Here is a 24,706-nt window from a genome sequence, read left to right on the forward strand (position 1 = left end):
TCTTTTAAAAAGACTAGGGAAAAATCGTATTAAAATTTAAAACTATAATCCACATTAATACGTGTTTCATTTGCTGAATGGAAGGTCATATTGGTTGGCATATCATTCCGATAATGAGAAAAACGTGTTCTAAGCCCCAAGCCTTTTAAACTCCCTTCTGGTATGCGATAACCCAGTTCAAACTCTAAAGACTCTTCTTCAAAACGTTGGCTGCCATATGCTAATAAATCAATGTCATCCCCTTTGGCATAGCGTGTCATAAAGCGCAGACCATTGAGTGAAGTTTCACCTAGACGGACATTTTTAAAATCATAGTCATAACGTAAAGAAACCACTTTTTCATCTTTATTTGAATAGTCCGAACTCATAAAATCTAGGGTAACTGGACTTTCAGCGCCTGATAAAAATGGCAGACCTGTATTACCAAAAGACTGCATATAACCAATTGAGAGCGTATGTCCCTGTGTGTTGAGACCAAACAACCCACTGACGTGACGATTATCCACAGTGCCTATTTTTTCACTTCCCGTATCATTACTGTTAAAAAAGCGAACATCGGTTAAAAAATTGTACTGATCTGAAATGGGTTGCTTACCATTAATACCCAGAAATTGTTGCTGATAAATGTCCTGTAATTCAGCATGATACATACGGATGCGATAGGCATCACTGAGTTGATAAGCTCCCCCAAGCGTATAGAAATGATCAGTGGTTGCAGCCCGATCAAAACGATGATTGATATTATCAATACCCACATCGGTATAGTGAATAGAATCACGTTGGCGGACTTTATCGACATAAAACCCTTCCAATTGCAGTTTAGGAATTTCTGTAGAAACGAATCTCACACCACGATAAGTCTGCGGGAGTAGTCTTGCCGGCGAAGAAAATATTGTCGGAAGTTGCGGAACCAAATCTCCTACAAAAAGTTCATTTTTACTCAATCGGACTTTGCCCGTTACACCAATTTTTGCATAATAATCATCTCTTGAATTGTCCGAATTGACAGCTAATAAACCAGTCCGTGCGTAATCATCTGCTTGACTTCCCAATAAATTAAAACCAGCCATGGCAAGGACATCTACACCAAAGCCTATGGTTCCATCGGTATAACCCGATTGTCCCTTAAAGATAAGACCCTGAGCCCAATCTCGAGCTGCTGTATAAGGATAAGGATCATTTTTATAATCCCGATCAAAATAGAAGTTGCGTAATGTGATTTCGGCCTGACTGTCTGCAATGAACTGTGCATGTGCCATGTTGGCAAAAATTGGGCACAAGCAGATCCCCATCCATAAAGATGTCTTTTTCATTTTTATCTCAGCTTTTAATTGTTAAACAGATATTTAGATTGATGTATTGAGTGAATAATTTTGAGTTTTTTGATGTCGATACACCGCTTTACCCAAGATTAAAATCAGGAAAATTGCCAAGATAAATACAATGCCGTAGTACGCATAAAGATGCTGTGGTGTCATACCCTGATCTAAAAATAGACCTGCTATGGTTGGAGATAAAATGGCGCCAATACGCCCAAATCCAATTGCATACCCCACACCCCGACTTCTAATATCCGCTTCATAAATGGTCGGTGAAATTGAATAAAGTCCTGCAACACAGCCATTAATAAGTATACCGAGTAATAAACCGACCAGCAGTGCAATACTCACTTGTGATGAAACTGCAACAAATAGGAAAATACAGAGTGCTGTTAAGCCTAAAAATAAGCTGAGCGCGTAGAAAATTTTAATCCGTGAAGCTAAAAGACCAATAATTGCTGCACCAAAAATACCACCAATACTAATTAGAATACCTGTACTGACGCCTTGATCTCGCGACATGCCCATCGCAATTAAAATTTTAGGTGTCCAACTCATCACAAAGTAGAAACCAAACATGACCAAGAAAAAGGCGAACCATAAACACAAGGTTTGGAATCCTAGATGGCCACGAAACAGTTTCGCAACATCGCTGCCCTTTTGTTGTTCAACTTGTACAGACTCTGGCAGCACGTTTAAAGACATCAACTGCATACGTTGCAGAATCATATTTGTGTTTTCCAAGGCACGGACAGGTTTTTTTGCCAACAAATAATCAAGTGATTCAGGTAATAACCACACAGCAAAAGCGAACATGATCAGCGTGGTCATACCACCCGCTAAAAAGACTGAACGCCAGCCCAAATGCTCAATTAAAACAAAGGTAAGTACGCCTCCTAACGTTGCGCCAATACCATATCCTGTAGACATTAAGCTTACCGCTAGGCTTCTCCAACGTGCATTTGCATATTCACTTGCCAGTACGTTACTACTCGCCAAGATCCCGCCAACGCCAACACCTGTAATGAACCGTAGTGCAGCCAACATACTATGACTTTGCACAAGCCCACATGCAGACATGCTCAACCCTGCAATAATCAAACAAATCAGAATTAAGAAACGGCGGCCAATTTTATCTGCTAATGGTGCCAAGAAAATGGAACCTGCGGCCATACCAAATAGACCCGCGCTGAGGAGTATCCCGATTTGTGCACCAGACAAAGCCCATTCCGCAGATACTGACGGTGCTGTGAACGCCATCACCATGACATCAAAACCATCAATGACATTCAGAAATAGACAAATCAGAATCACGAACCATTGGTAACGGCTCATTTTAGTATTGTTAATTTCGTCTAAAACATTTCTTTGCATTGTGTAACTCCCAATTAGGAACGGAAATACACACGACCATGTGGGAACACAACATTGGGTGATTATGCATATCCATATCCATAATTGCCTAGAAGGGATAATTAAGAATGAAAGTGATCCTCTATACATAGAGATCATTTTTATGAAGCATCCTGCTCTTTTTCTATACTGTATAATTGGATCCATAAAATCAACTAATTTATTTGGTTTTTTATATCACAGTTAAAAAACTATATAAATCAAATCATTAATTTGTAATTTTTATTAATATAAAGGCGAAAATGATTTTAAAATTTTCAAAATTAATATATCTGGATCCATTTAATAAAAACCTAAGCATCTAAATTTAACAGTGAAATGGATCCATAGTTGAATCTTATAAAAATACAAACTCTGTTGAAGTGAATAATTTTAGCGCCATTTTCATAAAAAACACCCAAATCACATTTGACAAAACGATTAAAGAGACATAAATTGGATCCAATAATTGACACGGAGTCATCATAATGTTCATAAAAAATGCTTGGTATGTCGCATGCCGCCCTGAAGAACTTCAAGATAAGCCATTAGGTCGTACTATTTGCGGTGAAAAAATTGTTTTCTATCGTGGCAAAGAAAATAAAGTTGCTGCTGTTGAAGACTTCTGTCCGCATCGTGGCGCACCACTTTCACTCGGCTATGTTGAAGATGGCAATTTAGTTTGTGGATATCACGGACTGGTCATGGGCTGTGAAGGAAAAACTGTAGCAATGCCAGCACAACGCGTGAACGGCTTCCCATGCAATAAAGCCTATGCTGTAGTTGAAAAAATGGGCTTTGTCTGGGTGTGGCCGGGTGAGAAAAATCTTGCAGATGAATCTAAACTTCCTGTACTAGAATGGGCCGATCATCCTGAGTGGAGTTATGGCGGAGGCTTATTTCATATTCAATGCGATTATCGCCTGATGATTGACAACCTCATGGACTTAACCCATGAAACCTATGTGCATTCCAGCAGTATTGGTCAAAAAGAGATTGATGAATCACTGCCAATCACAAAGGTAGAAGGTGATCATGTCATTACCGAACGTTATATGGACAATGTGATTGCCCCTCCTTTTTGGCAAATGGCACTTCGAGGTAATCATCTTGCAGATGATGTGCCTGTAGATCGCTGGCAGCGTTGTCATTTCTTCGCCCCTAGTAATGTACATATTGAAGTGGGTGTCGCACATGCAGGTCATGGTGGCTATGACGCACCAAAAGACAAGAAAGTGTCTTCAATTGTGGTGGATTTTATTACGCCTGAAACTGAAACTTCACATTGGTATTTCTGGGGAATGGCACGTAACTTTCAGCCTGAAAATACAGAACTCACTGATCAAATTCGTGAAGGACAAGGCAAAATTTTTACTGAAGATTTGGAAATGCTGGAACAACAACAGCAAAACATTCTCAATAATCCCCAGCGTAAATTACTGATGCTGAATATTGATGCAGGTGGTGTGCAATCACGCAAAGTGATTGAGCGTTTGCTTGCCGAAGAAAGACAAACAACGGTAACTCGCCATACAGCACAAATTCCAAATATTCATGTGATTTAAGGATAAAAACATGGACGTTATTATTGATAAAATTCATCAGCTTACGCCCTCAATTCGTGCCTTTGAACTTATTCCCACATCTGGTTCGGCCCTGCCATCGTTTGAGGCTGGGTCGCATATTGATGTCCATCTTAAAAATGGACTTACACGGCAATATTCACTTTCTAACTGTTCGAGTGAAAAAAATCGCTATGTGATTGGGGTGCTACACGATGAAAACTCACGAGGTGGTTCACGTTGCATACATAATGACTATCAAGAAGGTGATGTATTAAGTATTGGGCAGCCACGTAATTTATTTGCGCTACATAACCAAACACAAAAAGCAATGCTGTTTGCGGGTGGAATTGGAATTACCCCTATTCTTTCAATGGCCTACCGTTTAAAAGCACTAGAGATTCCATTTGAACTGCATTATTTTGTACGTAGTCATGAAATGCTCGCTTTTTATGGAAATTTAACCCAACACTTTGCAGATCAAGCTCATTTTCACATTCAAAACCAAGCTGATACTCAATGTGATATGGCAAAGGTATTGCAACAGCCCGATTCAAGTAAACACCTATATGTCTGCGGGCCAACAGGCTTTATGCAATTTGTCATGCAATCGGCTGAAACAGCGGGTTGGCAAGCCGAACAACTGCATCAGGAGCATTTTGTAGCACAGCAAAGCAAGCAGGAAAATGATGAAGCATTTACTGTGGAAATTGCTGGCACAGGACAGCGAATTGAAATTCATCCAGAACAGACCGTAACTCATGCCTTGTTAGCGCATGGTTTTGATGTGCCTGTGTCCTGCGAACAAGGCATTTGTGGTACTTGTATTACCCGTGTTGTTTCAGGTATTCCAGATCATCGAGATGTATTTATGACGGATGAAGAGCGTGCCTTGAATAATCAGTTCACACCTTGCTGCTCTCGCGCTAAATCCAAACATTTGGTGATTGAGTTATAGGAACACTCGTTTTACTCCTGCTCAAATGCATTGAGCGGGAGTTTCTTATTACACCTCAGTCAATATGTTTTTGACCGTTTCGCCTAACAACGCAACACTGCTATGTTCTCGCATTAAAGTTTCGGCACGGCCCGACTGACGCTGAAGCAAAGCCTCATAAATAGAGCAATGCTGCAAATGTGCGTAGTGTAAGCGGCGATATTCAGATAAGGCTCGTGATTCGTCATAGGTAATGGCTTGAACGGAAGCCATAGGAAGTTGATTATTTTTTGCTAAGGCTTGAATAAGCGCAACATTCTGTGCGCCTTGAATAATTGTGTCGTGAAAGGTGACATTATACTCATGATAACGTTCTAACTCTTCATCCCCAAATTCAGTATGCTCTGCAAAGAGTTGCTCTATTTGTTCTATACAGTTTTTTAAAGTTTGCTGCTGCTGTTCCGATAAACCTTGTTCTGCTAAGGTTTTAGCAGCTAAACCTTCCAGTACTCCGCGAACTTCCAAGGCATCATTGACCAATTGATTGGAAATTTCACGGACCGTATAACCTCGGGTTGGATTCTTAATCAATAAACCTTCTTGTTCCAACAAGCGGAAGGCCATACGAATAGGCTGACGAGATACCCCAAGCAACTCTGCCGTTGGAATTTCAGCAATGCGACTGCCGCCTTCAAGCTCACCCGCGATAATCATTTTTCTTAATTTAATTAAAACTTGTTGCCCTGAAGACATCCCTAGCCACACTTGTTAAAAGATTTCAAAGTCATGCTAGCAAGATCAATCATCAAGTGACAATATATTTCTAACAGAGAAAACATCTCTATCTATGCATGGGGATATTAAAGCCTCATCTTGGCTTATTCTAAAGGTGTTTTAACTTTAGATTGTTTTAAGTTATTGACCATAATGTCTAAATTATTGCGAATTAAATAAGCCAAGTTCATATCGACCCCTTGCAACATTTTAGTTTCCAATGCTTCAACTACCGCATTACACTCGGCTAATTTAGCCAAACCACTTTCTGTTACTGTAAGCAAAATACGACGACCATGAGTTGGATCTGGGGTTTTCTCAATCCATTGATGTTGCAATAAATCTTGTAAAATTTTATTGGCCGATTGTGGCTTAATAAATGAACGCTCTGCGAGTTTGGCATTCGATAAATTATTTTTAGAGGCCAAAACAGATAACGCCGTGAACTGCGGCAAACTGATGTCTAAATCTTTTAAATGTTCTGTTAAATATTTACTAATTACCCGATCTATACGTGCGATGGTATAGCTTAAACGTGGGCCATCTTCTGTTTTTTTATCAACGGTATTTGAACGCATCATAATTTTTCATCATAAAAGCTAAAACTAAAAAAGAAGTATGAGAGTGAACTCTCATACTTCTTTGTATTTAACGAGCTGTCGTACTTTGTATTAACTGTACAGGCTGTTTAGGCTTTCTGACAAGCATCAAGGCAGAAATTGCTGCGATCAGAATCACTGGAATACTTGAACCAATCACAATCGTAGCACTTTGCCCCAATGACAGTAAAAAACCGGCAAGCAATGGACCCGCAAAAGACCCTATACGACCGATGGCAACCGCTGCCCCTACACCCGTGCCTCGCATTTCGGCTGGATAATAAATGGCAGCAAGTCCATATAATGCAGACTGTCCACCTACAATAAATAACCCACAACCCACCGCTGAGAGTGCCAGCACCGCCACGGTTGGAGAAAAAGACAGACAACACAAAGACACCAAAATGCCGAGATAAATAAATTTAATCACGAAACTCATGCGTATTTTGTCTAACATCATGCCCATTAGAATTGAGCCAAAAAACCCACCAACGTTATAGCCCATTTGCACATAATTGGCTTGAAGCTTAGTCAGGCCTTGAGCGCCCATCAATAGAGGCAGCCAATTTAGTAAGAAATACAGCACCACCAACGTACAGAAGAAACTGATCCAAATTTGAATCGTCGACATTCTTCGTTCTTTAGCAAATAGCACTTCCAAAAAAGGCGTTGCCGATTGGGTTTTATGTTTTAGGTAGTCTGTTGATTCAGGTAAGAATTTCATCAACAGTGGAATTAATAAAATCGGGGCAATCCCTCCCACATAAAAGATATGACGCCACTCTGCATCACCAGACAAAAGCATCGCAACTACAGAAGTGAGTAAGCCACCGCAGGGAATACCACTGTACATAATACTCACCGCTGTGCCTTTACGGTCAGACGATACAGCCTCTGATGCCAAGGTAATCATCATTGGTAAAGCACCGCCCATACCCAGTCCAGTCAAAAAACGAATGGCTAACAGTAGTTCATAATTTGCAGCAAAGGCAGTCACTAATGACATCGCGCCAAAAATTAAGATGCTGAAAATTAATACTTTTTTACGACCAATAATATCGGCAAGCCGCCCACCGATAAGCGCACCTGGTAAGGTTCCGATAATGGCTGCACTAAAAGCCCAAGCCATGTGGGCATTATCCAACATAAATTCTGCACGCATACGTGGGGCGGCAACCCCCATAGATTGAAGATCGAAACCTTCAAAAATTGCGATCGCAAAACATAACAGCAAAGTGAGTTTGGCCCTTCCCGAGGGCTGATGCACTTTATCCATAACTAAATCCTTCTTTTGATATTTCCATGACATCTTGTTGTTTTGTGCTGTTCATCGAACACCTGTAGAATATCAGTTAGGCTGATTTAAAAATCAATACCAAAATTCATTTATTTTTTATAAAAAATATTTTAATTATATTTTTCAATAATATAAAAAATTTATGCAAAATAATTCAAAAAACACTTGAATGTAAGTTTAACTGATATTAATTTAAGTGAAGAACAACCAGACTGTCATTCAAGGAGCAAGCACATGACATATGAAAACCGTTGGGAAACTGTTGATGTAAAAATTGAAAATGGTATTGCATGGGTTATTTTTAACCGCCCAGAAAAGAAAAATGCCATGAGCCCAACATTAAACCGTGAAATGATTGATGTTCTCGAAACATTAGAACTTGATCAAGACGCTCGCGTGTTGGTATTAACAGGATCTGGTGACTCTTGGACAGCAGGCATGGATTTGAAAGAATATTTCCGTGAAGTAGATAGCCAACCAGAAATTGTACAAGAACGTATCCGTCGTGATTCTTGCCGCTGGCAGTGGCAATTATTGCGTATGTATTCAAAACCAACCATCGCTATGGTTAATGGTTGGTGTTTCGGTGGCGGCTTCTCTCCTTTAGTGGCCTGTGATCTAGCCATTGCAGCAGACGAAGCAACCTTTGGTTTATCTGAAATTAACTGGGGAATTCCACCGGGCAACTTGGTCAGTAAAGCAATGGCAGATACCGTTGGACACCGTACCTCGCTGTATTACATTATGACGGGCAAGACTTTTAGCGGAAAAGAAGCGGAAAATATGGGCTTGGTCAATAAAAGTGTGCCTTTGGCTCAACTTAAAGCAGAAGTCACTGAACTTGCCAATATTTTACTAGAGAAAAATCCTGTGGTATTGCGTACTGCTAAAAATGGCTTTAAACGCTGTCGTGAACTCACTTGGGATCAAAATGAAGACTATTTATATGCCAAGTTAGATCAATGTAACCATCGCGATACCGAAGGCGGACGCCAAGAAGGTCTGAAACAGTTCCTAGATGAAAAATCTATTAAACCGGGTTTACAAAGCTACAAGCGTACTGGCTAATTTCTGGTTTTTAAAATGGTTAAGTAAGGATACAACCCATGCACAATGTACAGTTAAAACAAGATGAATCTGTAGACACATCAAACATTCATAAGGTGCAATTGCTGATTCACGGGCAATCTGTCGATGCATCGAATCAGGCGACGTTTGAACGAATTAGCCCGATTGATGGTCAAGTCGCCAGTATTGCGGCGGCGGCAACTTTGGCAGATGTCGATTTAGCTATAGAGTCTGCGGCAAAGGCTTTTCCTGTTTGGTCGAAACTTTCCCCGACTGAACGCCGTTTACGTTTACTCAAAGCAGCGGACTTGATGGATGCCAGAACGGATCAATTTATTCAAATTGGGATGCGTGAAACAGGTTCAACTGCGACATGGTATGGGTTCAATGTCCAGCTTGCTGCCAATATGTTGCGTGAAGCAGCAGCCATGACCACACAAATGGATGGCAGCCTTATTCCGTCCGATGTGCCGGGCAATATGGCAATGGGGATCCGTGTTCCGTGCGGGGTTGTAGTCGGCATAGCGCCTTGGAATGCTCCTATAATTTTACCGACTCGTGCGTTGGCGATGCCACTAGCCTGCGGTAATACTGTGGTACTCAAAGCATCTGAAGCTTGCCCTGCAACACAGCGTTTAATTGGTCAAGTGTTGCATGAAGCAGGACTTGGCGATGGTGTGGTAAATGTCATTACTCATGCTGCTGAAGACGCACCACAAATTGTGGAACGCTTGATCTCGCACCCTGCGGTCAAACGAATTAATTTTACTGGCTCTACCAAAGTCGGGAAAATTATTGCAGAAACCGCAGCCAAATACTTAAAACCTGTTCTACTCGAACTTGGCGGTAAAGCCCCAGTTGTCGTTCTTAATGAAGCTGACATTGATGAAGCTGTCAATGCGGTTGCATTTGGTGCGTTCTTCAACCAAGGGCAAATCTGTATGTCTACCGAACGCGTACTCGTTCAAGATGGAATTGCAGATCAATTTATTGAAAAACTGATTGAAAAGACCCGTACCATTCATGCAGGAAATCCAACATTTAAAGGGCACGCACTAGGTGTATTGGAAAGCCAACGCGCAGCAAATCGCATTCAATATTTGCTAGAGGATGCTCAAAGCAAAGGTGCTGACTTACCGCTTGGCATTCATGTACAAGACACTGCTATGCAACCGACCTTGGTTTTGAATATTCATCCAGACATGCTGCTGTATCGTGAAGAATCTTTTGGCCCAGTGTGCACGGTACAACGTTTTAGCAGTGTTGAAGAAGGCATTAAACTTGCAAATGACAGTGAGTTTGGTTTATCTGCTGCTGTGTTTAGTCAAAATATTGCACAAGCACTAGATGTGGCGAAACAAATTGACTCGGGTATTTGCCATATTAATGGTGCAACCGTGCACGATGAAGCGCAGATGCCTTTTGGCGGAACCAAAGCCAGTGGCTATGGGCGCTTTGGGAGTAAAGCATCCATTGCCGAATTTACAGAATTGCGTTGGATCACCATACAAACACAGCCGCGTCATTATCCAATTTAACAATTGGATCCGACTTTAATATTCAATAAAAATGCATGATGCAAAAGTTAAAGCGCAGTGATGCGCTTTCCATGGAGTGAAACCAATGCAAATGAATGCTACTCAATCACAAGATCGCGAACGCTTCGTAAAACTGGGGAGCCATGATATCGATTATGTTTATCGAGATCAGGTCTTGTATCTTCACCCTAAAGAACAACTTAAAAATTACCCACAAAAACTGACTGATCGCTTAATTCATTTTGCACAAACCAAACCAGAACATATTTTTGCGGCAAAACGAAATTCTCAGGGTGAGTGGGTCAAACTCAGTTATGCCGACACCTTACAACGTGCCTGGCATATTGCCCAAGCCTTACATAATCGCGATTTGAGCGAACAACGCCCTTTGCTTATTTTATCGGGTAATGATCTTGAGCATTTAACCTTATCGATGGCTGCAATGTTGGCAGGTGTTCCATTTTCTGCCATATCCCCTGCTTATTCACTGATTTCACAAGATTTTGGCAAACTCAAACATGTGTTTGACGTGCTTACTCCGGGCATGGTCTATGCCAGTGACGGTCAAGCCTTCGCCAAAGCCATTCAAAGTTGTGCCCAAACGGAGATTGAAGTTGTTACCAATAAAGGGATTCTAGGTGAACATAGTTGCACTTCATTTCAATCACTTTTAGATACGCCTGTCACGAATGTGCAGGAGCATTATCAACGTTTAGATGAACATCAAATTGCCAAGTTTTTATTTACCTCGGGTTCGACTAAACTGCCGAAAGCTGTACCAACCACGCATTTGATGCTAAGCGTGAATCAGCAAATGTTGTTACAAACCTTCCCAGAGTTTGAAGAAACACCACCAGTATTGCTTGATTGGTTGTCGTGGCATCATACCTTTGGCGGTAGCCACAACGTCGGTATTGCCTTATATAACGGTGGAAGCATTTATATTGATGATGGCAAACCTGTCGCAGGTAAGTTCGATGAAACGATTCGAAACTTAAAAGAAATTTCACCTACAGTTTATTTAAACGTACCCAAAGGCTGGGAAGAACTCACCGATGCACTGGAAAAAGATGCTGAACTGCGTGATCGTTTTTTTGCCAAAGTAAAAATTTTGTTTTTTGCTGGTGCTGCGTTATCCGAGGCAGGCTGGAACCGACTAGACCGAATTGCACAACAACATTGTGGTGAAAAAATCCGCATTATGAGTGGGCTTGGTATGACGGAAACAGCCCCCTCTTGTGCGTTTACCACAGGGCCGCGTGTTATGGCAGGCTTTATTGGCTACCCAGCACCGGGCTGCGAAATTAAATTGGTTCCTTATGGCGACAAACTTGAATTCTGTGTCCGTGGTAAACATGTCATGAAAGGTTATTGGCGCTTAAATGCAGACCAAGAAAGCATCGTTTTTGATGAAGAAGGCTTTTTCCACACTGGAGATGCAGTCCGCTTGGTTGATGTCAATGATCCAACTCAGGGCTTAATGTACGATGGCCGTATTGCAGAAGACTTTAAACTCAATACAGGTACGTTTGTAAATGTCGGAACCCTTCGCAATAAGGTTTTAATTCAAGGCAATCGACTGATTCAAGATGTCTGTATTACTGGTTCAAATCTAAATGCAATTGGCCTTTTGATTTTCCCTAAATTAGATGCTTGTGCCGAATATGCAGGGCTGTCTTTATCAGAACATCGCGCTGAAGAAATTTTGAAACACCCAAAAATCCAGCAATGGTTCCGTCAATTTTTAATGCACTACAACAAGGATGCAACAGGAAGTTCCAATCGCGTCTCTATGCTGTATCTGCAAACTGAAGCGCCGCAACTGGATGCGGGTGAAGTTACCGATAAAGGTAATCTTAATCAAGGCAATATCATTAAGCGTCGTGCCGAGAAAATTGAAGAGTTGTATCAAAAACAGACCGAGAATTCGCTGATTATTCGAGTCCCAACTTTAAACAACTAAACCACTGAAATAACAGTAAAAAAGCTCAATTTATTTTGGGCTTTACCCTTATTTTTGCCAAAAAAAGGTTAAGTATGCAGCAAGATACTGAATTTGAACTGTTTCGAGATAATTATCGACGCTTTCTAAAAGAATATGTCGCACCGCACTATGAACAGTGGGAACAGGACGGGCTTATTCCAAGATGCTTATGGAATCTGCTTGGAGAAAATGGCTTTTTATGTGTCGATGTTCCTGAAGAATATGGCGGTTATGGCGCACCTGTTCATTACTCACTGATGCTGGTACAGGAAACTGCACAAGCAGGTTTTACCTCTTTAGCCGTTGCAATTGGAGGGCAAAATGAACTGGTTTCTCCATATATTCAAAACTTAGGCAGTGAAGAACAAAAGCAATATTGGCTTCCCAAAATGGTTACAGGTGAAGTCGTAACAGCCATTGCCATGACCGAAGCCAATGCAGGATCGGACTTACAAGCCATTCGCACCCAAGCTATTCTGAATCAAGACCATTATTTGGTGGATGGTTCAAAAACCTTTATTTCCAATGGGATACATGCTGACCTGATTGTATTGGTGGCAAAGACTAATCCTGAAGCGCGAGCAAAAGGCATTTCTTTGCTACTGGTTGATGCTGCATTAGAAGGTGTTGAAAAAGGCAGATCTTTGAAAAAAATTGGACTCCATGCCCAAGACACCGCTGAGTTATTTTTTGATCAGGTCAAAGTCCCTAAGAACCAAAGACTGGGCGAAGAAGGTCAAGGCTTTTCCTACCTGATGCAGGAGTTACCTCGTGAGCGCTTAAGTATTTCTATGATGGCTCTGGGTTCAATTTTAGGCGCTATTGAAATCACCAGTGATTATGTGCAGCAACGTAAAGCCTTTGGTCAGCCTTTAAGTCATATGCAAAACACGCGTTTTGTATTGGCCAACACACAAATTAAGGCCAAAGCGGCTCAGGCTTTTGTCGATCAATGTGCGGAACAATACAGTCGAGATGCTTTAAGCGTCAGCCATGTTGCTGCTTTGAAATGCTTTATTACCGATACCCAATGCGATGTGATTGATCAATTACTACAACTGTTTGGCGGCTATGGCTACATGCAGGAATACCCGATTTCACGTTTTTTTGTCGATGCACGTGTACAAAAAATTTACGGCGGCACCAATGAAATTATGAAAGAAATTGTCGCGCGTGAATTACTCGGAAAATAATTCGTTTAAACAAGAAATGAAGAACAGACCTCGGACCGAGGTCTGAATGTAAAACAACAATGATATTTCAGGAAGAAATGCAATGCAGTCTAAATTATGGATGTACTCTACCCTTATGCTCTCCAGCTCAGTATTTGCAGGTAGCTTTATTGATAACAGCACGGTCGACTTAACCACACGAAATTTTTATTTTGATCGTGATTATCAAGAACAATCTAAATACCCTGCCGCCAAAGATTGGACGCAAGGCTTTATTCTAAAAGCCAATTCGGGCTATACCGAAGGAACAGTTGGTTTTGGCTTGGATATATTAGCGACGGCTGGGTTTAAACTGAATGCCAGTGCAGATTATGCAGGAACAGGAAACTTACCACGAGATACTGTGACCAATGAACCTGCTTCAAGTTATGGAGAAATTGGAGTCACAGGTAAATCTAAAATCAGTAAAACCGAATTAAAGGTTGGAACACTTCGACCAATGAATCCTGTACTGGTCGCCTCACCTGCGCGTTTGTTGCCACAAACCTATCGCGGGATTTCTTTAGAATCGAAAGATATTCCAAATCTGGATTTTCAATCGGCTTATATTGATCAGGTCAATCATCGTGATTCAAGCAATTACGAAAACATTAAAATATCAGGTGTAAATGGGCGCTTTAAAAGTGCAGAAACAGATGGACTTTATTATTTGGGAGGTCATTACCAACTCATTCCCAATACTAAACTCACCAGTTTTTATATGAATGTCGAAGACTTATATGACCAATCTATGTTTGGGGTTACCTACAATCATAAGTTCAATGAGAACAATAATTTAAGTTCACAATTGCGTTACTACCGCAGCCGTGATGAAGGTCAAGCCAAAGCAGGTTTAGTGGATAATGATCTGATTCATGCCTATTTTGAATACAAACATCAAAACCATAAGTTTATTTTGGCGACTTTCCATCATAGCGGTGACACCGCATTTCCTTACTTAACTGGAGGAGAAACGGGACTGCTAATTGACACTTGGCCTGCGGAGTTTTTGAACCCTAAAGAGCATGTGTATAGCTTACGTTATGAATACGACTTCAAAAACTATGTACCGGGCTTACGCTTTATGACCCGTTACACCAGAGGGGACAATATTTATGCGCCAAAACTGGGTGGAACCGATTTAAAAGAACATGAAACTGATTTTGATATTGGTTATACGGTACAAAACGGGCCATTAAAAAATCTGGGTTTACGTGCTCGCTACGCGATGTATGACAACAATATGCTCTCTACTGCCAACATTAAACCATCCAACGAAACACGCATCAATATCGATTACACATGGAAGTTTAAATAAGCAAATGGAGGTTCTGCATGGGTCAGAACCTCCATTTTTTTAGGGGAAATTCATGAAAAAAGTCTTGGTACTGTTGTTTGGATTAAGTTTGATGACCTTCGCTCAAGCTGAAACATACAATCAACCACCACCGCTTCATCTTAAACCTTTGGCTACTTTTAGTGTCGATCTGAATGCGCCCGTTTGGGAGCTGGGAAATACCAGTGATAGTGGCAAACGCCGCATTATTCCAATCACGGGTGGATCATTTGTAGGCAACGCGTTTAAAGGTCGCATTTTAAATAATGGTGCCGACTGGCAAATTGTCGATAGCAAAGGTCTTGCCATCATTGACACTCGATACTTACTTGAAACTGAAGATGGCGCGTTGATTTATCTTCAAACCAAAGGTTATCGACATGGATCAACCGAAGTATTGAAACAACTTGCAGAGGGTCAAGATGTCGATCCGAACAAATACTATTTCAAAATCACCATGCAATTTGAAACCAGCTCACCCAAATATGCTTGGTTGAACCAAACGGTAGCCGTAGGGAGTGCTATGCGTTTAGGTAAAGCCGTAATTTATGATGCTTACACGCTGCAATAAGCATCGAAGCTCTATCTATCTTTTAGGCATTATTCGAGAAATGGATCTTTCATTATGACCCCAAACACTTTAACAAACCTTCCCCCAATTCATCGTCTTCTGGGAGGTCATAACATTCAATGGAATGCAGATCAAACTGAACTAGAAATTAGCTACGTGGCACTCGACAGTTTTACTAACCCTAGAGGCAGCGTAGAAGGTGGCATGGTCTGCGCCATGTTGGATGATGTGATGGGTTTATTTGCCTATTTGGCCAATCAGCAAACACCTGCCACCACCATTAATCTCACGATGGATTTTTTACGCCCTTGCTTGGTCGGTACGGTACTCACCAAATGTCGCTTTATCAAGCAAGGCAAAGTCATTCTCAATATTGAAAGCGAAGCATGGCAAAACCAGAAACTTATTGCCAGAAGTACTGCAAATTTTATGGTACTTAACCCCTAACCTACGACATTGTTTGATATGGAACTTCAATCATGCAAAAGCAGTTAAAACAAAAAAATTGGTTCATACCGTTAAGTGTATTGACCTTATGTGTTGGTCTTTCAGCCTGTGGCGATAATGACAGCTCAAATACCACACAAGCCACAGCTACAATTCCGAAACTTTCTCCAGCCGTCGGAACCAACTTAAAAGGTGCATGCGCGGATTTACAAGGGTTTAAATATGCAAACACCAGTATTACTTCTGCAAGCTTAGAAGCAGCAGGTAGCTTAAAAGTTGCAGGTCAAGATATTGCGGCACACTGTCGTATTACAGGCTACATGTACCCGCGGGTCAGCCCTGTTGATTGCCAAAGCTATCAAATTGGTTTTGAAATGCGCTTACCACTAGACTGGAATGGCCGCTTTCTTTATCAAGGCAATGGCGGAACCGATGGCAATATTGCCACAGCTACGGGGCAAGTGGGCAGCGGTGGCCCATTGACCAATGCACTGCATGATGGTTTTGCTGTTATTTCATCTGATGCTGGACACAATGCTTCACAAAATCCATTGTTCGGATTAGACCCACAAGCTCGAATAGACTATGGTTACGGTGCAATTACCAAACTCACCCCCATGGCAAAAAATCTAATTCAAGCTGCTTATGGAAAACTCCCAGACCGTTCTTATGCAGGTGGAACCTCAAACGGTGGACGCCATGCCATGATGGCAGCAACCCGTTTGGCAGATCAGTATGATGGCATTCTCGCCAGTACCCCGGGTTTCCATCTACCACGTGCTGCTGCAGCTCAACTCTATACCGCACAACAATTGCGCCGTGTGGCTACGGATGAAAATGATTTGAGTACAGCCCTTACGCTATCGGAACGAAAAGTTCTTGCACAAGCCATTCTAGGTCAATGTGATGGTTTAGATGGTGTTAACGATGGCTTAGTTCAAGATGTAGAAGCTTGTCGCACTGCTTTTGATATTCATCGTGATGTGCCTGTGTGTGCAGTTGAGCGTGATGGAAGTTGTTTAAGCACAGATCAAATTGACGTACTTGCGAATATCTATCGTGGTCCTGTCAATTCGAGTGGTGAAGCATTATATGCCACACAACCTTTTGATCCAGGACTAGTGGGCAGTAATTGGGCCAGTTGGAAGTTTGACTCTTCTGTTGGGACAGCGCGTGACCCTGTGGCTGTTGGGATTATTTTTCAGGTTCCACCAGATCCAAGCATGATACAAAACTCTCGACAATTTGCCTTCAATTTTAATTTTGACGTGGACTATGCAAAATTATCGGCAACGAATGAAACCTATCAAGAAAGTGCTATGTCTTTCATGATTCCGCCCAATGAATTAAGTCTGGATCAGTTACATCAACGTGGCGGCAAAATGATTGTGGTACAAGGTACGGCCGACGGGGTGTTTTCAGTGGATGACACACAAAACTGGTATGACAAGCTACTGTTCAAATATCAAAATAATGCCTCTGGCGATGCTCCGAGTTTTGTCCGATTTTTCCGTGTTCCGGGTATGAACCACTCTCGTGGTGGCATCTCAACCGATCAGTTTGACGCACTCAAGGCACTGGTCAACTGGGTTGAATATGGTCAGGCACCAGACCGAATTATTGCTGGTGCACGCGGTCAAGGTAATGCCAGTGGGCAAGTGAATATGGAATTGCCTAGCGATTGGTCAGCAAACCGTACTCGTCCACTTTGTCCATATCCTTTGATTGCACGTTATAACGGTCAGGGCGACAGTGAGCAAGCCGAGAATTTTAGCTGTAAATTGTAATTAAAATAAGTATTTAGAAATAAAGAAAGAGTTAAACATAGCTCTTTCTTTGTTTCGATCAATCAAAAAAACTTGTCATTTCGATTCCATTTAAAAGCTGTAAAACATTATTCAACTTTAATGGCTGTAAATGCTTGCCCATGCGTTCTTTCTACCCAATGATATTAGCGAATAGCGTTGTATTGGGTCAGTTCAAGGTCCAAAATTAGACTTATTTAGACTCTCGTTCGCATTTATCAAACAGTCTAAATTGAAAAACTAGGTGCTTCAAAACATCTCACCTAGTTGCATTATAAAAATTTTATTTTGTTTTTAAGATGATGATTTAAATCGTATTATCATAAAATTAAGCTTTGCTGATGATTAAAATTCAACACCTAAAATTAACCGTATTGCGATCGCGCCCAATAATAGCCCCATCACTTTTTCTAAAAGAAAGTTATATTTTAGAAAGCCTGATCTGATTTTAGGTTGTGTAAAGATCAAACTGACAACAATAAACCACAAAGTATTCACCAGACACATCCATCCGCCATACAGTATCTGCGTGAACAAAGGTGTAGTTGTACTGACTATGCTGGTGAAAATGGCCAAGAAAAAAATGGTTGCCTTGGGATTCAGTGCATTGGTCCAAAAACCTGTCATGAATGCTTGATGATAAGACATTTTTATGTGTCCAGAAGCAGCCTCCATATTGATTTCAATTGGTGTAGACCCTCCTTTCAAACAATTCCAGCCTAAATACAGTAAATATAAGGCACCAATTATTTGAAAAAGACTCATGAAAATATGATTTTGTGACAGAACCAGTCCAACCCCCATTAGGGTATAAAACACATGAACGGAAATGCCACAACCAATTCCCACGGCTGTCATACAACCGATTCGATAACCGTGTTGAGTACTTTGCCGCACACTAATAATGAAATCGAGGCCTGGAATAATCACTGCAAGAAAATGTATGAGCGCCAAGGTTAGAAATTCATGGTAATACACACTCATCCAGAAATACCTGTAGCTAAAGCATAATGTACAGAAAGTTTCCCTTTCTTCATTTCCATTTTAAGAATGTCGACAGGACCAATTTCAGATAAAGATTGGACATGTGTGCCGCCACAAGGATAAGCATTCAGTTCACCAAACTGAATTTCACGAAATCCAGATTCATTAAGCGTAAGTTTTGCTGGTAAATCAGCATCTACAAACATCTGAATCAGGGTTTGTAAATAAATAGAATCTAGAAGCTCACTCTTTTCAGTGGCTGAAAACTGTACTTTTGCATCATTGGGCCAGTGTTGTGCTTTGATTGGCTGCCAACCATAAGTTTCAATAATATGCCCAATTAAGTGTCCTGCACTGTGTAAGCGACTATGGAGTTGACGGGATTGAATATCAACTTTTGCATATACCTGACCTAAGGCTACAGCGCATTTACAGAGATGAACAATGGCTCCATTTTTAAATGCAACATGCAGAACTTCACTTTCTGCAATATATCCTGTATCACTCGGTTGTCCCCCGCCTTGAGGATGAAATGGCGTGTTTTCTAATTTAATTTCAAATTGACCATTTTCCAGTAAAGTACAAGCCACAACTTCGACGTAACTTTCAGTAACACCAGATAAATAAAGATTTTTTACCATGAAATAACAACAGTATCTAAATATGAAAAAATTGTATAACTTTGTCTATGGGGTGATAATCTAGAAAATTATCAAATAACTTTTGCCTCATGAGCACAAATCAAAATTTAAACTTACTGAATGAAATGGTGACATTTGTAAAAGTGGTTGAAACAGGCAGTTTTTCTGAAACAGCACGTCAGTTTGGAACAACGCCTTCTGCAATCAGTCGAGCGATTTCACGTCTAGAAAAAGCGTTAGGGACTCGACTACTACAAAGAACAACCCGTAAGTTACGTATAAGTGAAAGTGGGCAAGCCGTATATGAGCGATGTCTAGATATGGTCAATGCGGCTCAAGCTGTGATGGAAAGTTCAGAAAAATTCCACTCAGAGCCTCAAGGTCAAATTCGAATGAGTGTGCCTAAAGCAGTTGGACATTATCTTATTCATCCCTATTTGCCTGAATTTTTAAGACTTTATCCTAAAATTGATATTCAACTGCTTTTAGAAGACCGATACATTGATTTAATTGAAGATCAAGTTGACCTTGCTATTCGTATTACGGAAAAGCCGCATGATGGTTTGATGGGGCGGAAACTTTTAGAAATAGATCATGTAATTTGTGCAACCCCTGAGTATTTATCAAGGTTTGGTACACCTCAGCACCCACATGATTTGAAAGAACATCAGTGTATCTATTTGGGTGAACAAGCAATTGATTCCAAATGGAAATTTCAACAAGGAAATAAAAGCCTTTCAGTCCATGTCAAAGGTCGCTACGCTGCGAATCATACTGGAGTACGACTTGAGGCTGCTTTACAGCATCTTGGAATTGCCAGTTTACCGTTCTTTGTAGCAAATAAAGTAATGAAAAATAAGCAGTTAATTCAAGTTTTGCCAGACTGGTATTTTAAAACCTATTATAGTGGTGGAGCATGGCTGTTATACCCAGCGACAAAACATTTGCCACCAAAACTAAAAGTATTGATTGAATTTCTTGCTCAAAAATTGGAACAAGAACCCACATTGTTAAGACCAGATTGATAAAAAACATTCAAAAAGTTGTACGGTAAAGCAATCGTTGGGGGAAATTTAGAAATGTGAACCCCGACAAAAAATAAAGATTTATGTGTGTTATTTACGCTCAAAAAATTACAATTAGGCATTGAATAAATAAAAATTTAACAGATAAAAAATTATTTATTCAATGCCTAAATATTATTAATTAATTAAAGTATTCCAGATATAGTCCATACGTTGAGAATATATAACTTTACTGCGAATAATATAAATATCTTGGAAGAAGTGATAACCATCTAAGACACGCAATTTATTTTCAGAAATTTCTTCTTCTACTAAAAGTTTAGGTAACCAAGCAACGCCTAGTCCTTGTAAAACCAAAGCTTTTAGATCTCCAGCATTATCTGTTTCATATAAAATTCGATAATCCAATTTATCTTCAATTTCACGGTCAACGCATTTTCTTAAATAAGCTTGCTTACTATAAGACAGCAAAGGAAAATGTTGATCTAAACTGTATTTTTCGTATTTATCACGTGCAGAAGCCACAGGAAGAATTTCCATTTTCACAATTTTATGAAATGCAAAAATTGCATGGTCTAACTGTTTTAGAGTTTCTTCATCACAATAGCAAATTAAGAAATCACATGAACCTTCTTTCAATAATCGCATGCCCTGTTTCATATTGGCTGCAATAATTTCAAGTTGTAGATCTTTAATATCTGTATATAAATTGTGAATGAAGTTGGGGAAAAATTGGGTAATGAGTGAATGAGATACTGCGAACTTGATAGAAAGCTCATTGTTTTTAATATTTTTTTCCAAATACTTAATTGTTGTATCTAATTGATTTTGTATATTTTTTGCCGATGATAACAGAATTTGACCGGCATCCGTAAAGTCAACATTTTTGCTATAGCGTTTTAAAATTTGAAAACCTAAAGCATCTTCAATAGCTTGAATTCTGCGTGTAAAGGCAGATTGTGTTACATGTCTGAGTTCGGCCGCTTTTGAGATGGATTTTTCTTGTTCTAAAGCAAGTAGATCCTCAATCCAACGAATTTCCAATGACATTTGCGCTGTCCATAATCTAAGCGATGTTAATAATTATACAGTGTTATGCAAAAATTGCATGGATAAATATTTTTTTACATTAGTCAGGCTAGGTCTTCTCGCTCTAAGATAAAATTATTCCCGCTATAGAGCATTTCTTAATGAATATTGAAATTAAATCACGGACTGAAAAAGATTTACTCGGTTTTAAAGAAGTCCCATTCCATTGTTACTACGGTGTACAAACGCTACGTGCATTGGAAAATTTCAATTTAAGTCCGAATAAATTAAGCCATTTCCCAATTTTCATTAAAGCTTTGGCAATGGTTAAATCTGCATGTGCAGTTTCAAATTTTAAATTAAATAAATTAGAAGAAAATAAATACAATGCAATTCAACATGCTTGCCAGCAGTTGATGAATGATTTATATCATGATCAATTCCCAATTGATATGATTCAAGGCGGTGCTGGTACTTCAACCAATATGAATGCAAACGAAGTAATTGCAAATATTGGCTTGGAATACATGGGACATGCAAAAGGCGAATATAAATATTTACACCCAAATAATGATGTAAATATGTCACAGTCAACCAATGACGTATACCCTACAGCCATTAAAGTCGGTTTATTGTTTTCTTTAGATCAACTTAACACACCGTTCCAAAGCTTAATTGACAGCTTCCGTGTGAAATCTGAAGAATTTGCACATATCTTAAAAATGGGTCGTACCCAGTTGCAAGATGCTGTGCCTATGACTTTAGGTCAAGAGTTTGGTGCATTTGCTAATACCTTACAAAATGACTTGAATATGCTTTACAGCATCATGCCGAATGCATTAAGTGTTGTGAATTTAGCAGGTACAGCAATTGGTACAGGTATTAACACTGAAGTTGAATACCGTTTACACGCAATTGAAGCGTTGTCACAAATTACGCAAAAGAACATTTCAAGTTCTCCTGACTTAATTGAAGCAACTTCAGACATGGGCGATTTCGTTCTATTGTCAGGCTTCTTAAAACGTACGGCGACTAAACTTGCTAAAATTGCCAACGACTTACGTTTATTGTCGAGTGGTCCACGTGCAGGTCTAAATGAAATTCACTTAGAACCACGCCAACCAGGTAGCTCAATCATGCCAGGTAAAGTGAACCCAGTAATTCCTGAAGCAATGAACTTGGCGTGTTACCAAATTATTGCAAATGACTTAGCGATTACCCTTTCTGCTGAAGCGGGTCAATTACAGTTAAATGCAATGGAACCTTTAATTGCCTTTAAACTTTTCGAATCAATTGATTTGTTGGGTAAAGCAATGCGTATGTTCCAATTGAAATGTATTGAAAATGTTGTGGCGAATGCTGAACATTGCCAACACTTGGTAGATAACTCAATTGGTATTATTACTGTATTGAACCCATACCTTGGCTATGAAACGACGACTCGTATTGCTAAAGAAGCGAACGAATCTGGTCAAAGTATTTTGGCGCTCATTAAAGCTGAAAACTTGCTTTCTGATGAAGTTTTAGCAGACGTACTTTCAGTACAAAACATGGTACATCCTAAGCAATCTGCATAATATTTTTATGCAATAGCTCAAAAAAAGGAACTTAGTCATAAGTTCCTTTTTTTTCGTCTGTATACTCAATCAATTCAATACGCAGTGTATCTTCCCAGAAGAAAAATTTATCCAATTAATTTTTTATTATTCTGATTAAAAAGTAATTTTTATATTCTGCTGCAATTTTGCAGTGGAGTTGACCTAATATCATTTGCATACAGTTTTTCACTTTATCTTCATCAAAGTCATTCCATAATAAAAGCAGATTACTAAACACAATAACTCAGGTGTATGACGATGAATAAAATAAATGGAACCGTAAGTCGTGAAGTCCAAGATCATCTTTTATTCATTGGCTTAGACCGTGTCAGTAAACGAAATGCTTTTGATAGTCATATGATCTTGGCATTATCTCAGGCACTCACTGAATATGAAGCAGATCCATCTTTAAGATGTGCCATTATTTTTGCACATGGTGATCATTTTACAGCAGGGTTGGATTTACTTGAGCTGCAAGATAAATTGGCTCAAGGCATTTTTAATTTTACGGCTGATCAGATTGACCCTTGGGGAGTTAGTGGTAAACCCAGAACCAAGCCCGTTGTCGTTGCTGTACAAGGTACCTGTTTTACCGCAGGAATTGAACTGATGTTAAATGCCGATGTTGTGATTGCCAGTGAAGATTGTACGTTTGCACAAATGGAAGTATTACGTGGCATTATGCCTTTTGGCGGCGCAACAGTGCGCTTTGTTCAAGCAGCGGGTTGGCAAAAAGCGATGCCATACTTATTGACTGGAAAAAGTTTTACAGCTGCGACTGCTTTAGATTTGAATCTTATTTCTGAGAAAGTCGCTTGTGGTCAGCAGTTTGCTCGAGCAACTCAAATTGCTCAGGAAATTTCTATAGCGGCACCTTTGGCAGTTCAAGCTTTAATCTGTTCTGCACAAGAAGCTCAACAAAGAGGCACAGCCTATGCCTTACAAAATTTAGCATCCTACTTACCTGCTTTGTTCCAGTCAGAAGATGCACATGAAGGTGTAATGGCAATGGTACAAAAAAGAAAACCTGAGTTTAAAGGAAAATAGAATGCTTTATTCAAGACCCAAAACCTTTATTCAATAAAAGACAGATACGTCATTTTATATAAGGCTCAAGTGAGCAAAATGGATTTAAAACATGGATCGCTCACATAAAAAACATAACAGAAGCTTAAAATCACTTTTCTCTGTTATAGTTTTTTATTCAGAAAGTGTATCTACTTCAATCTGCAAAACTTAGCCATAATCATTACAAGCCATAATAGAGTGAGTTTTGAGATGAATGATGATCAAGGTTCAAGAAAGCCAGAAAAATATGCGGACAGTTCTATTTCGGATAAAGCCTTTAAGCGAATGATTGTTTGGTTTTTCTTATACTGTGCATTTTTTTGTATCTGTGTAATTTTTGTGGTGAATGCCGACTCAGCATTTATGCCTTGATATCACAGTACAAAATAACTCTAACACGACCCTACGTGATATTTGCATCAGAATCGAAATCTTCAAATTTGATTCTGATGCAATACAAATTATGATGTTAAATCAGACTCATCAAATATTCTTAAAGCCAATTTGGCGTCTATAGTTCT

At 39.9% G+C, this 24,706-nt stretch carries 22 protein-coding genes; 14 read left to right on the plus strand and 8 right to left on the minus strand.

Going from position 1 to position 24,706, the window contains the following annotated elements; translation table 11 throughout:
- Nucleotides 1-29: 29 nt before the first annotated feature.
- Entirely contained in the window at nt 30-1,313 is a 1,284-nt protein-coding gene (locus E0H82_RS11175; RefSeq protein ID WP_131264802.1) for an OprD family outer membrane porin, read from the minus strand.
- A 33-nt stretch (nt 1,314-1,346) separates the two neighbouring features.
- Nucleotides 1,347-2,693, minus strand: a complete 1,347-nt coding sequence (locus tag E0H82_RS11180) for an MFS transporter (protein WP_131264804.1) — start codon at nt 2,691-2,693, stop codon at nt 1,347-1,349.
- 506 nt (nt 2,694-3,199) lie between these two features.
- Between E0H82_RS11180 and E0H82_RS11185 the strand changes: the two genes are divergently transcribed.
- A complete protein-coding gene (locus tag E0H82_RS11185; RefSeq protein ID WP_131264806.1) occupies nt 3,200-4,276 on the plus strand; it encodes an aromatic ring-hydroxylating oxygenase subunit alpha in 1,077 nt (358 codons plus the stop codon).
- 10 nt (nt 4,277-4,286) lie between these two features.
- A complete protein-coding gene (locus E0H82_RS11190; protein WP_131264808.1) occupies nt 4,287-5,231 on the plus strand; it encodes a PDR/VanB family oxidoreductase in 945 nt (314 codons plus the stop codon).
- Between the two features lie 48 nt (nt 5,232-5,279).
- On the opposite strand, the gene E0H82_RS11195 is transcribed toward E0H82_RS11190, so the two are convergent.
- The 3 genes from E0H82_RS11195 to mhpT form a co-directional block, all read right to left on the minus strand.
- On the minus strand, nt 5,280-5,975 hold the full coding sequence (locus E0H82_RS11195) for a GntR family transcriptional regulator (protein ID WP_131264810.1): 696 nt from the start codon (nt 5,973-5,975) through the stop codon (nt 5,280-5,282).
- Between the two features lie 113 nt (nt 5,976-6,088).
- Nucleotides 6,089-6,565, minus strand: coding sequence for a MarR family winged helix-turn-helix transcriptional regulator (locus tag E0H82_RS11200; RefSeq protein ID WP_131264812.1), 477 nt, complete (start codon nt 6,563-6,565; stop codon nt 6,089-6,091).
- A gap of 67 nt (nt 6,566-6,632) precedes the next feature.
- A complete protein-coding gene (mhpT, locus tag E0H82_RS11205; RefSeq protein ID WP_131264814.1) occupies nt 6,633-7,859 on the minus strand; it encodes a 3-(3-hydroxy-phenyl)propionate transporter MhpT in 1,227 nt (408 codons plus the stop codon).
- Nucleotides 7,860-8,114: 255 nt separating this feature from the next.
- On the opposite strand from mhpT, the gene E0H82_RS11210 reads away from it, so the two are divergent.
- The 8 genes from E0H82_RS11210 to E0H82_RS11245 all read left to right on the plus strand — a co-directional run bounded on the left by E0H82_RS11210 (nt 8,115) and on the right by E0H82_RS11245 (nt 17,822).
- The gene (locus E0H82_RS11210) at nt 8,115-8,948 is read left to right on the plus strand and encodes a p-hydroxycinnamoyl CoA hydratase/lyase (protein WP_131264816.1); all 834 of its coding nucleotides are present in this window, start codon (nt 8,115-8,117) and stop codon (nt 8,946-8,948) included.
- An 86-nt stretch (nt 8,949-9,034) separates the two neighbouring features.
- On the plus strand, nt 9,035-10,486 hold the full coding sequence (locus E0H82_RS11215) for an aldehyde dehydrogenase (RefSeq protein ID WP_131264965.1): 1,452 nt from the start codon (nt 9,035-9,037) through the stop codon (nt 10,484-10,486).
- A 76-nt stretch (nt 10,487-10,562) separates the two neighbouring features.
- Complete coding sequence (locus E0H82_RS11220; protein ID WP_171458287.1) at nt 10,563-12,449, plus strand: feruloyl-CoA synthase; 1,887 nt, start codon at nt 10,563-10,565, stop codon at nt 12,447-12,449.
- Between the two features lie 74 nt (nt 12,450-12,523).
- Entirely contained in the window at nt 12,524-13,663 is a 1,140-nt protein-coding gene (locus tag E0H82_RS11225; RefSeq protein ID WP_131264820.1) for an acyl-CoA dehydrogenase family protein, read from the plus strand.
- Nucleotides 13,664-13,745: 82 nt separating this feature from the next.
- Nucleotides 13,746-14,999, plus strand: coding sequence for an OprD family porin (locus tag E0H82_RS11230; RefSeq protein WP_213073963.1), 1,254 nt, complete (start codon nt 13,746-13,748; stop codon nt 14,997-14,999).
- A gap of 52 nt (nt 15,000-15,051) precedes the next feature.
- The gene (locus E0H82_RS11235; protein ID WP_131264822.1) at nt 15,052-15,588 is read left to right on the plus strand and encodes a DUF3237 domain-containing protein; all 537 of its coding nucleotides are present in this window, start codon (nt 15,052-15,054) and stop codon (nt 15,586-15,588) included.
- A 54-nt stretch (nt 15,589-15,642) separates the two neighbouring features.
- Nucleotides 15,643-16,035, plus strand: coding sequence for a PaaI family thioesterase (locus tag E0H82_RS11240; RefSeq protein ID WP_131264824.1), 393 nt, complete (start codon nt 15,643-15,645; stop codon nt 16,033-16,035).
- Nucleotides 16,036-16,067: 32 nt separating this feature from the next.
- A complete protein-coding gene (locus tag E0H82_RS11245; protein WP_131264826.1) occupies nt 16,068-17,822 on the plus strand; it encodes a tannase/feruloyl esterase family alpha/beta hydrolase in 1,755 nt (584 codons plus the stop codon).
- 363 nt (nt 17,823-18,185) lie between these two features.
- Here E0H82_RS11245 and E0H82_RS11250 read toward each other — a convergent pair whose 3' ends face one another.
- Nucleotides 18,186-18,824 carry a LysE family translocator gene (locus E0H82_RS11250; protein WP_131264828.1) on the minus strand — a complete coding sequence of 213 codons (639 nt, stop codon included), beginning with the start codon at nt 18,822-18,824 and terminating at the stop codon, nt 18,186-18,188.
- Entirely contained in the window at nt 18,821-19,465 is a 645-nt protein-coding gene (locus E0H82_RS11255) for an alanyl-tRNA editing protein (RefSeq protein WP_131264830.1), read from the minus strand. Before E0H82_RS11255 ends, E0H82_RS11250 begins: the two co-directional genes overlap by 4 nt.
- 89 nt (nt 19,466-19,554) lie before the next feature.
- Between E0H82_RS11255 and E0H82_RS11260 the strand changes: the two genes are divergently transcribed.
- Nucleotides 19,555-20,490 carry a LysR family transcriptional regulator gene (locus E0H82_RS11260; protein ID WP_131264831.1) on the plus strand — a complete coding sequence of 312 codons (936 nt, stop codon included), beginning with the start codon at nt 19,555-19,557 and terminating at the stop codon, nt 20,488-20,490.
- A 177-nt stretch (nt 20,491-20,667) separates the two neighbouring features.
- Here the strand turns inward: E0H82_RS11260 and E0H82_RS11265 are convergent, their stop codons facing one another.
- The gene (locus E0H82_RS11265) at nt 20,668-21,540 is read right to left on the minus strand and encodes a LysR substrate-binding domain-containing protein (protein WP_131264833.1); all 873 of its coding nucleotides are present in this window, start codon (nt 21,538-21,540) and stop codon (nt 20,668-20,670) included.
- Nucleotides 21,541-21,680: 140 nt separating this feature from the next.
- Between E0H82_RS11265 and E0H82_RS11270 the strand changes: the two genes are divergently transcribed.
- The 3 genes from E0H82_RS11270 (at nt 21,681) to E0H82_RS16545 (ending at nt 24,557) form a co-directional block, all read left to right on the plus strand.
- A complete protein-coding gene (locus E0H82_RS11270) occupies nt 21,681-23,096 on the plus strand; it encodes an aspartate ammonia-lyase (protein WP_131264835.1) in 1,416 nt (471 codons plus the stop codon).
- 279 nt (nt 23,097-23,375) lie between these two features.
- Nucleotides 23,376-24,164, plus strand: a complete 789-nt coding sequence (locus E0H82_RS11275; protein WP_416224500.1) for a crotonase/enoyl-CoA hydratase family protein — start codon at nt 23,376-23,378, stop codon at nt 24,162-24,164.
- 231 nt (nt 24,165-24,395) lie between these two features.
- The gene (locus E0H82_RS16545) at nt 24,396-24,557 is read left to right on the plus strand and encodes a hypothetical protein (protein ID WP_165492945.1); all 162 of its coding nucleotides are present in this window, start codon (nt 24,396-24,398) and stop codon (nt 24,555-24,557) included.
- The last annotated feature ends 149 nt before the right edge of the window (nt 24,558-24,706 follow it).

The sequence above is a fragment of the Acinetobacter sp. ANC 4910 genome (assembly GCF_004331035.1).
Classification (GTDB): Bacteria; Pseudomonadota; Gammaproteobacteria; order Pseudomonadales; family Moraxellaceae; genus Acinetobacter.

Bases quoted from the DNA above. Each gene is read 5' to 3' on its own strand.
- E0H82_RS11175 (WP_131264802.1), bottom strand. From the start codon at position 1,313: ATGAAAAAGACATCTTTATGGATGGGGATCTGCTTGTGCCCAATTTTT.
- E0H82_RS11180 (WP_131264804.1), bottom strand. From the start codon at position 2,693: ATGCAAAGAAATGTTTTAGACGAAATTAACAATACTAAAATGAGCCGT.
- E0H82_RS11185 (WP_131264806.1), top strand. From the start codon at position 3,200: ATGTTCATAAAAAATGCTTGGTATGTCGCATGCCGCCCTGAAGAACTT.
- E0H82_RS11190 (WP_131264808.1), top strand. From the start codon at position 4,287: ATGGACGTTATTATTGATAAAATTCATCAGCTTACGCCCTCAATTCGT.
- E0H82_RS11200 (WP_131264812.1), bottom strand. From the start codon at position 6,565: ATGATGCGTTCAAATACCGTTGATAAAAAAACAGAAGATGGCCCACGT.
- mhpT (WP_131264814.1), bottom strand. From the start codon at position 7,859: ATGGATAAAGTGCATCAGCCCTCGGGAAGGGCCAAACTCACTTTGCTG.
- E0H82_RS11210 (WP_131264816.1), top strand. From the start codon at position 8,115: ATGACATATGAAAACCGTTGGGAAACTGTTGATGTAAAAATTGAAAAT.
- E0H82_RS11225 (WP_131264820.1), top strand. From the start codon at position 12,524: ATGCAGCAAGATACTGAATTTGAACTGTTTCGAGATAATTATCGACGC.
- E0H82_RS11230 (WP_213073963.1), top strand. From the start codon at position 13,746: ATGCAGTCTAAATTATGGATGTACTCTACCCTTATGCTCTCCAGCTCA.
- E0H82_RS11235 (WP_131264822.1), top strand. From the start codon at position 15,052: ATGAAAAAAGTCTTGGTACTGTTGTTTGGATTAAGTTTGATGACCTTC.
- E0H82_RS11240 (WP_131264824.1), top strand. From the start codon at position 15,643: ATGACCCCAAACACTTTAACAAACCTTCCCCCAATTCATCGTCTTCTG.
- E0H82_RS11245 (WP_131264826.1), top strand. From the start codon at position 16,068: ATGCAAAAGCAGTTAAAACAAAAAAATTGGTTCATACCGTTAAGTGTA.
- E0H82_RS11250 (WP_131264828.1), bottom strand. From the start codon at position 18,824: ATGAGTGTGTATTACCATGAATTTCTAACCTTGGCGCTCATACATTTT.
- E0H82_RS11255 (WP_131264830.1), bottom strand. From the start codon at position 19,465: ATGGTAAAAAATCTTTATTTATCTGGTGTTACTGAAAGTTACGTCGAA.
- E0H82_RS11260 (WP_131264831.1), top strand. From the start codon at position 19,555: ATGAGCACAAATCAAAATTTAAACTTACTGAATGAAATGGTGACATTT.
- E0H82_RS11265 (WP_131264833.1), bottom strand. From the start codon at position 21,540: ATGTCATTGGAAATTCGTTGGATTGAGGATCTACTTGCTTTAGAACAA.
- E0H82_RS11270 (WP_131264835.1), top strand. From the start codon at position 21,681: ATGAATATTGAAATTAAATCACGGACTGAAAAAGATTTACTCGGTTTT.
- E0H82_RS11275 (WP_416224500.1), top strand. From the start codon at position 23,376: ATGAATAAAATAAATGGAACCGTAAGTCGTGAAGTCCAAGATCATCTT.
- E0H82_RS16545 (WP_165492945.1), top strand. From the start codon at position 24,396: ATGAATGATGATCAAGGTTCAAGAAAGCCAGAAAAATATGCGGACAGT.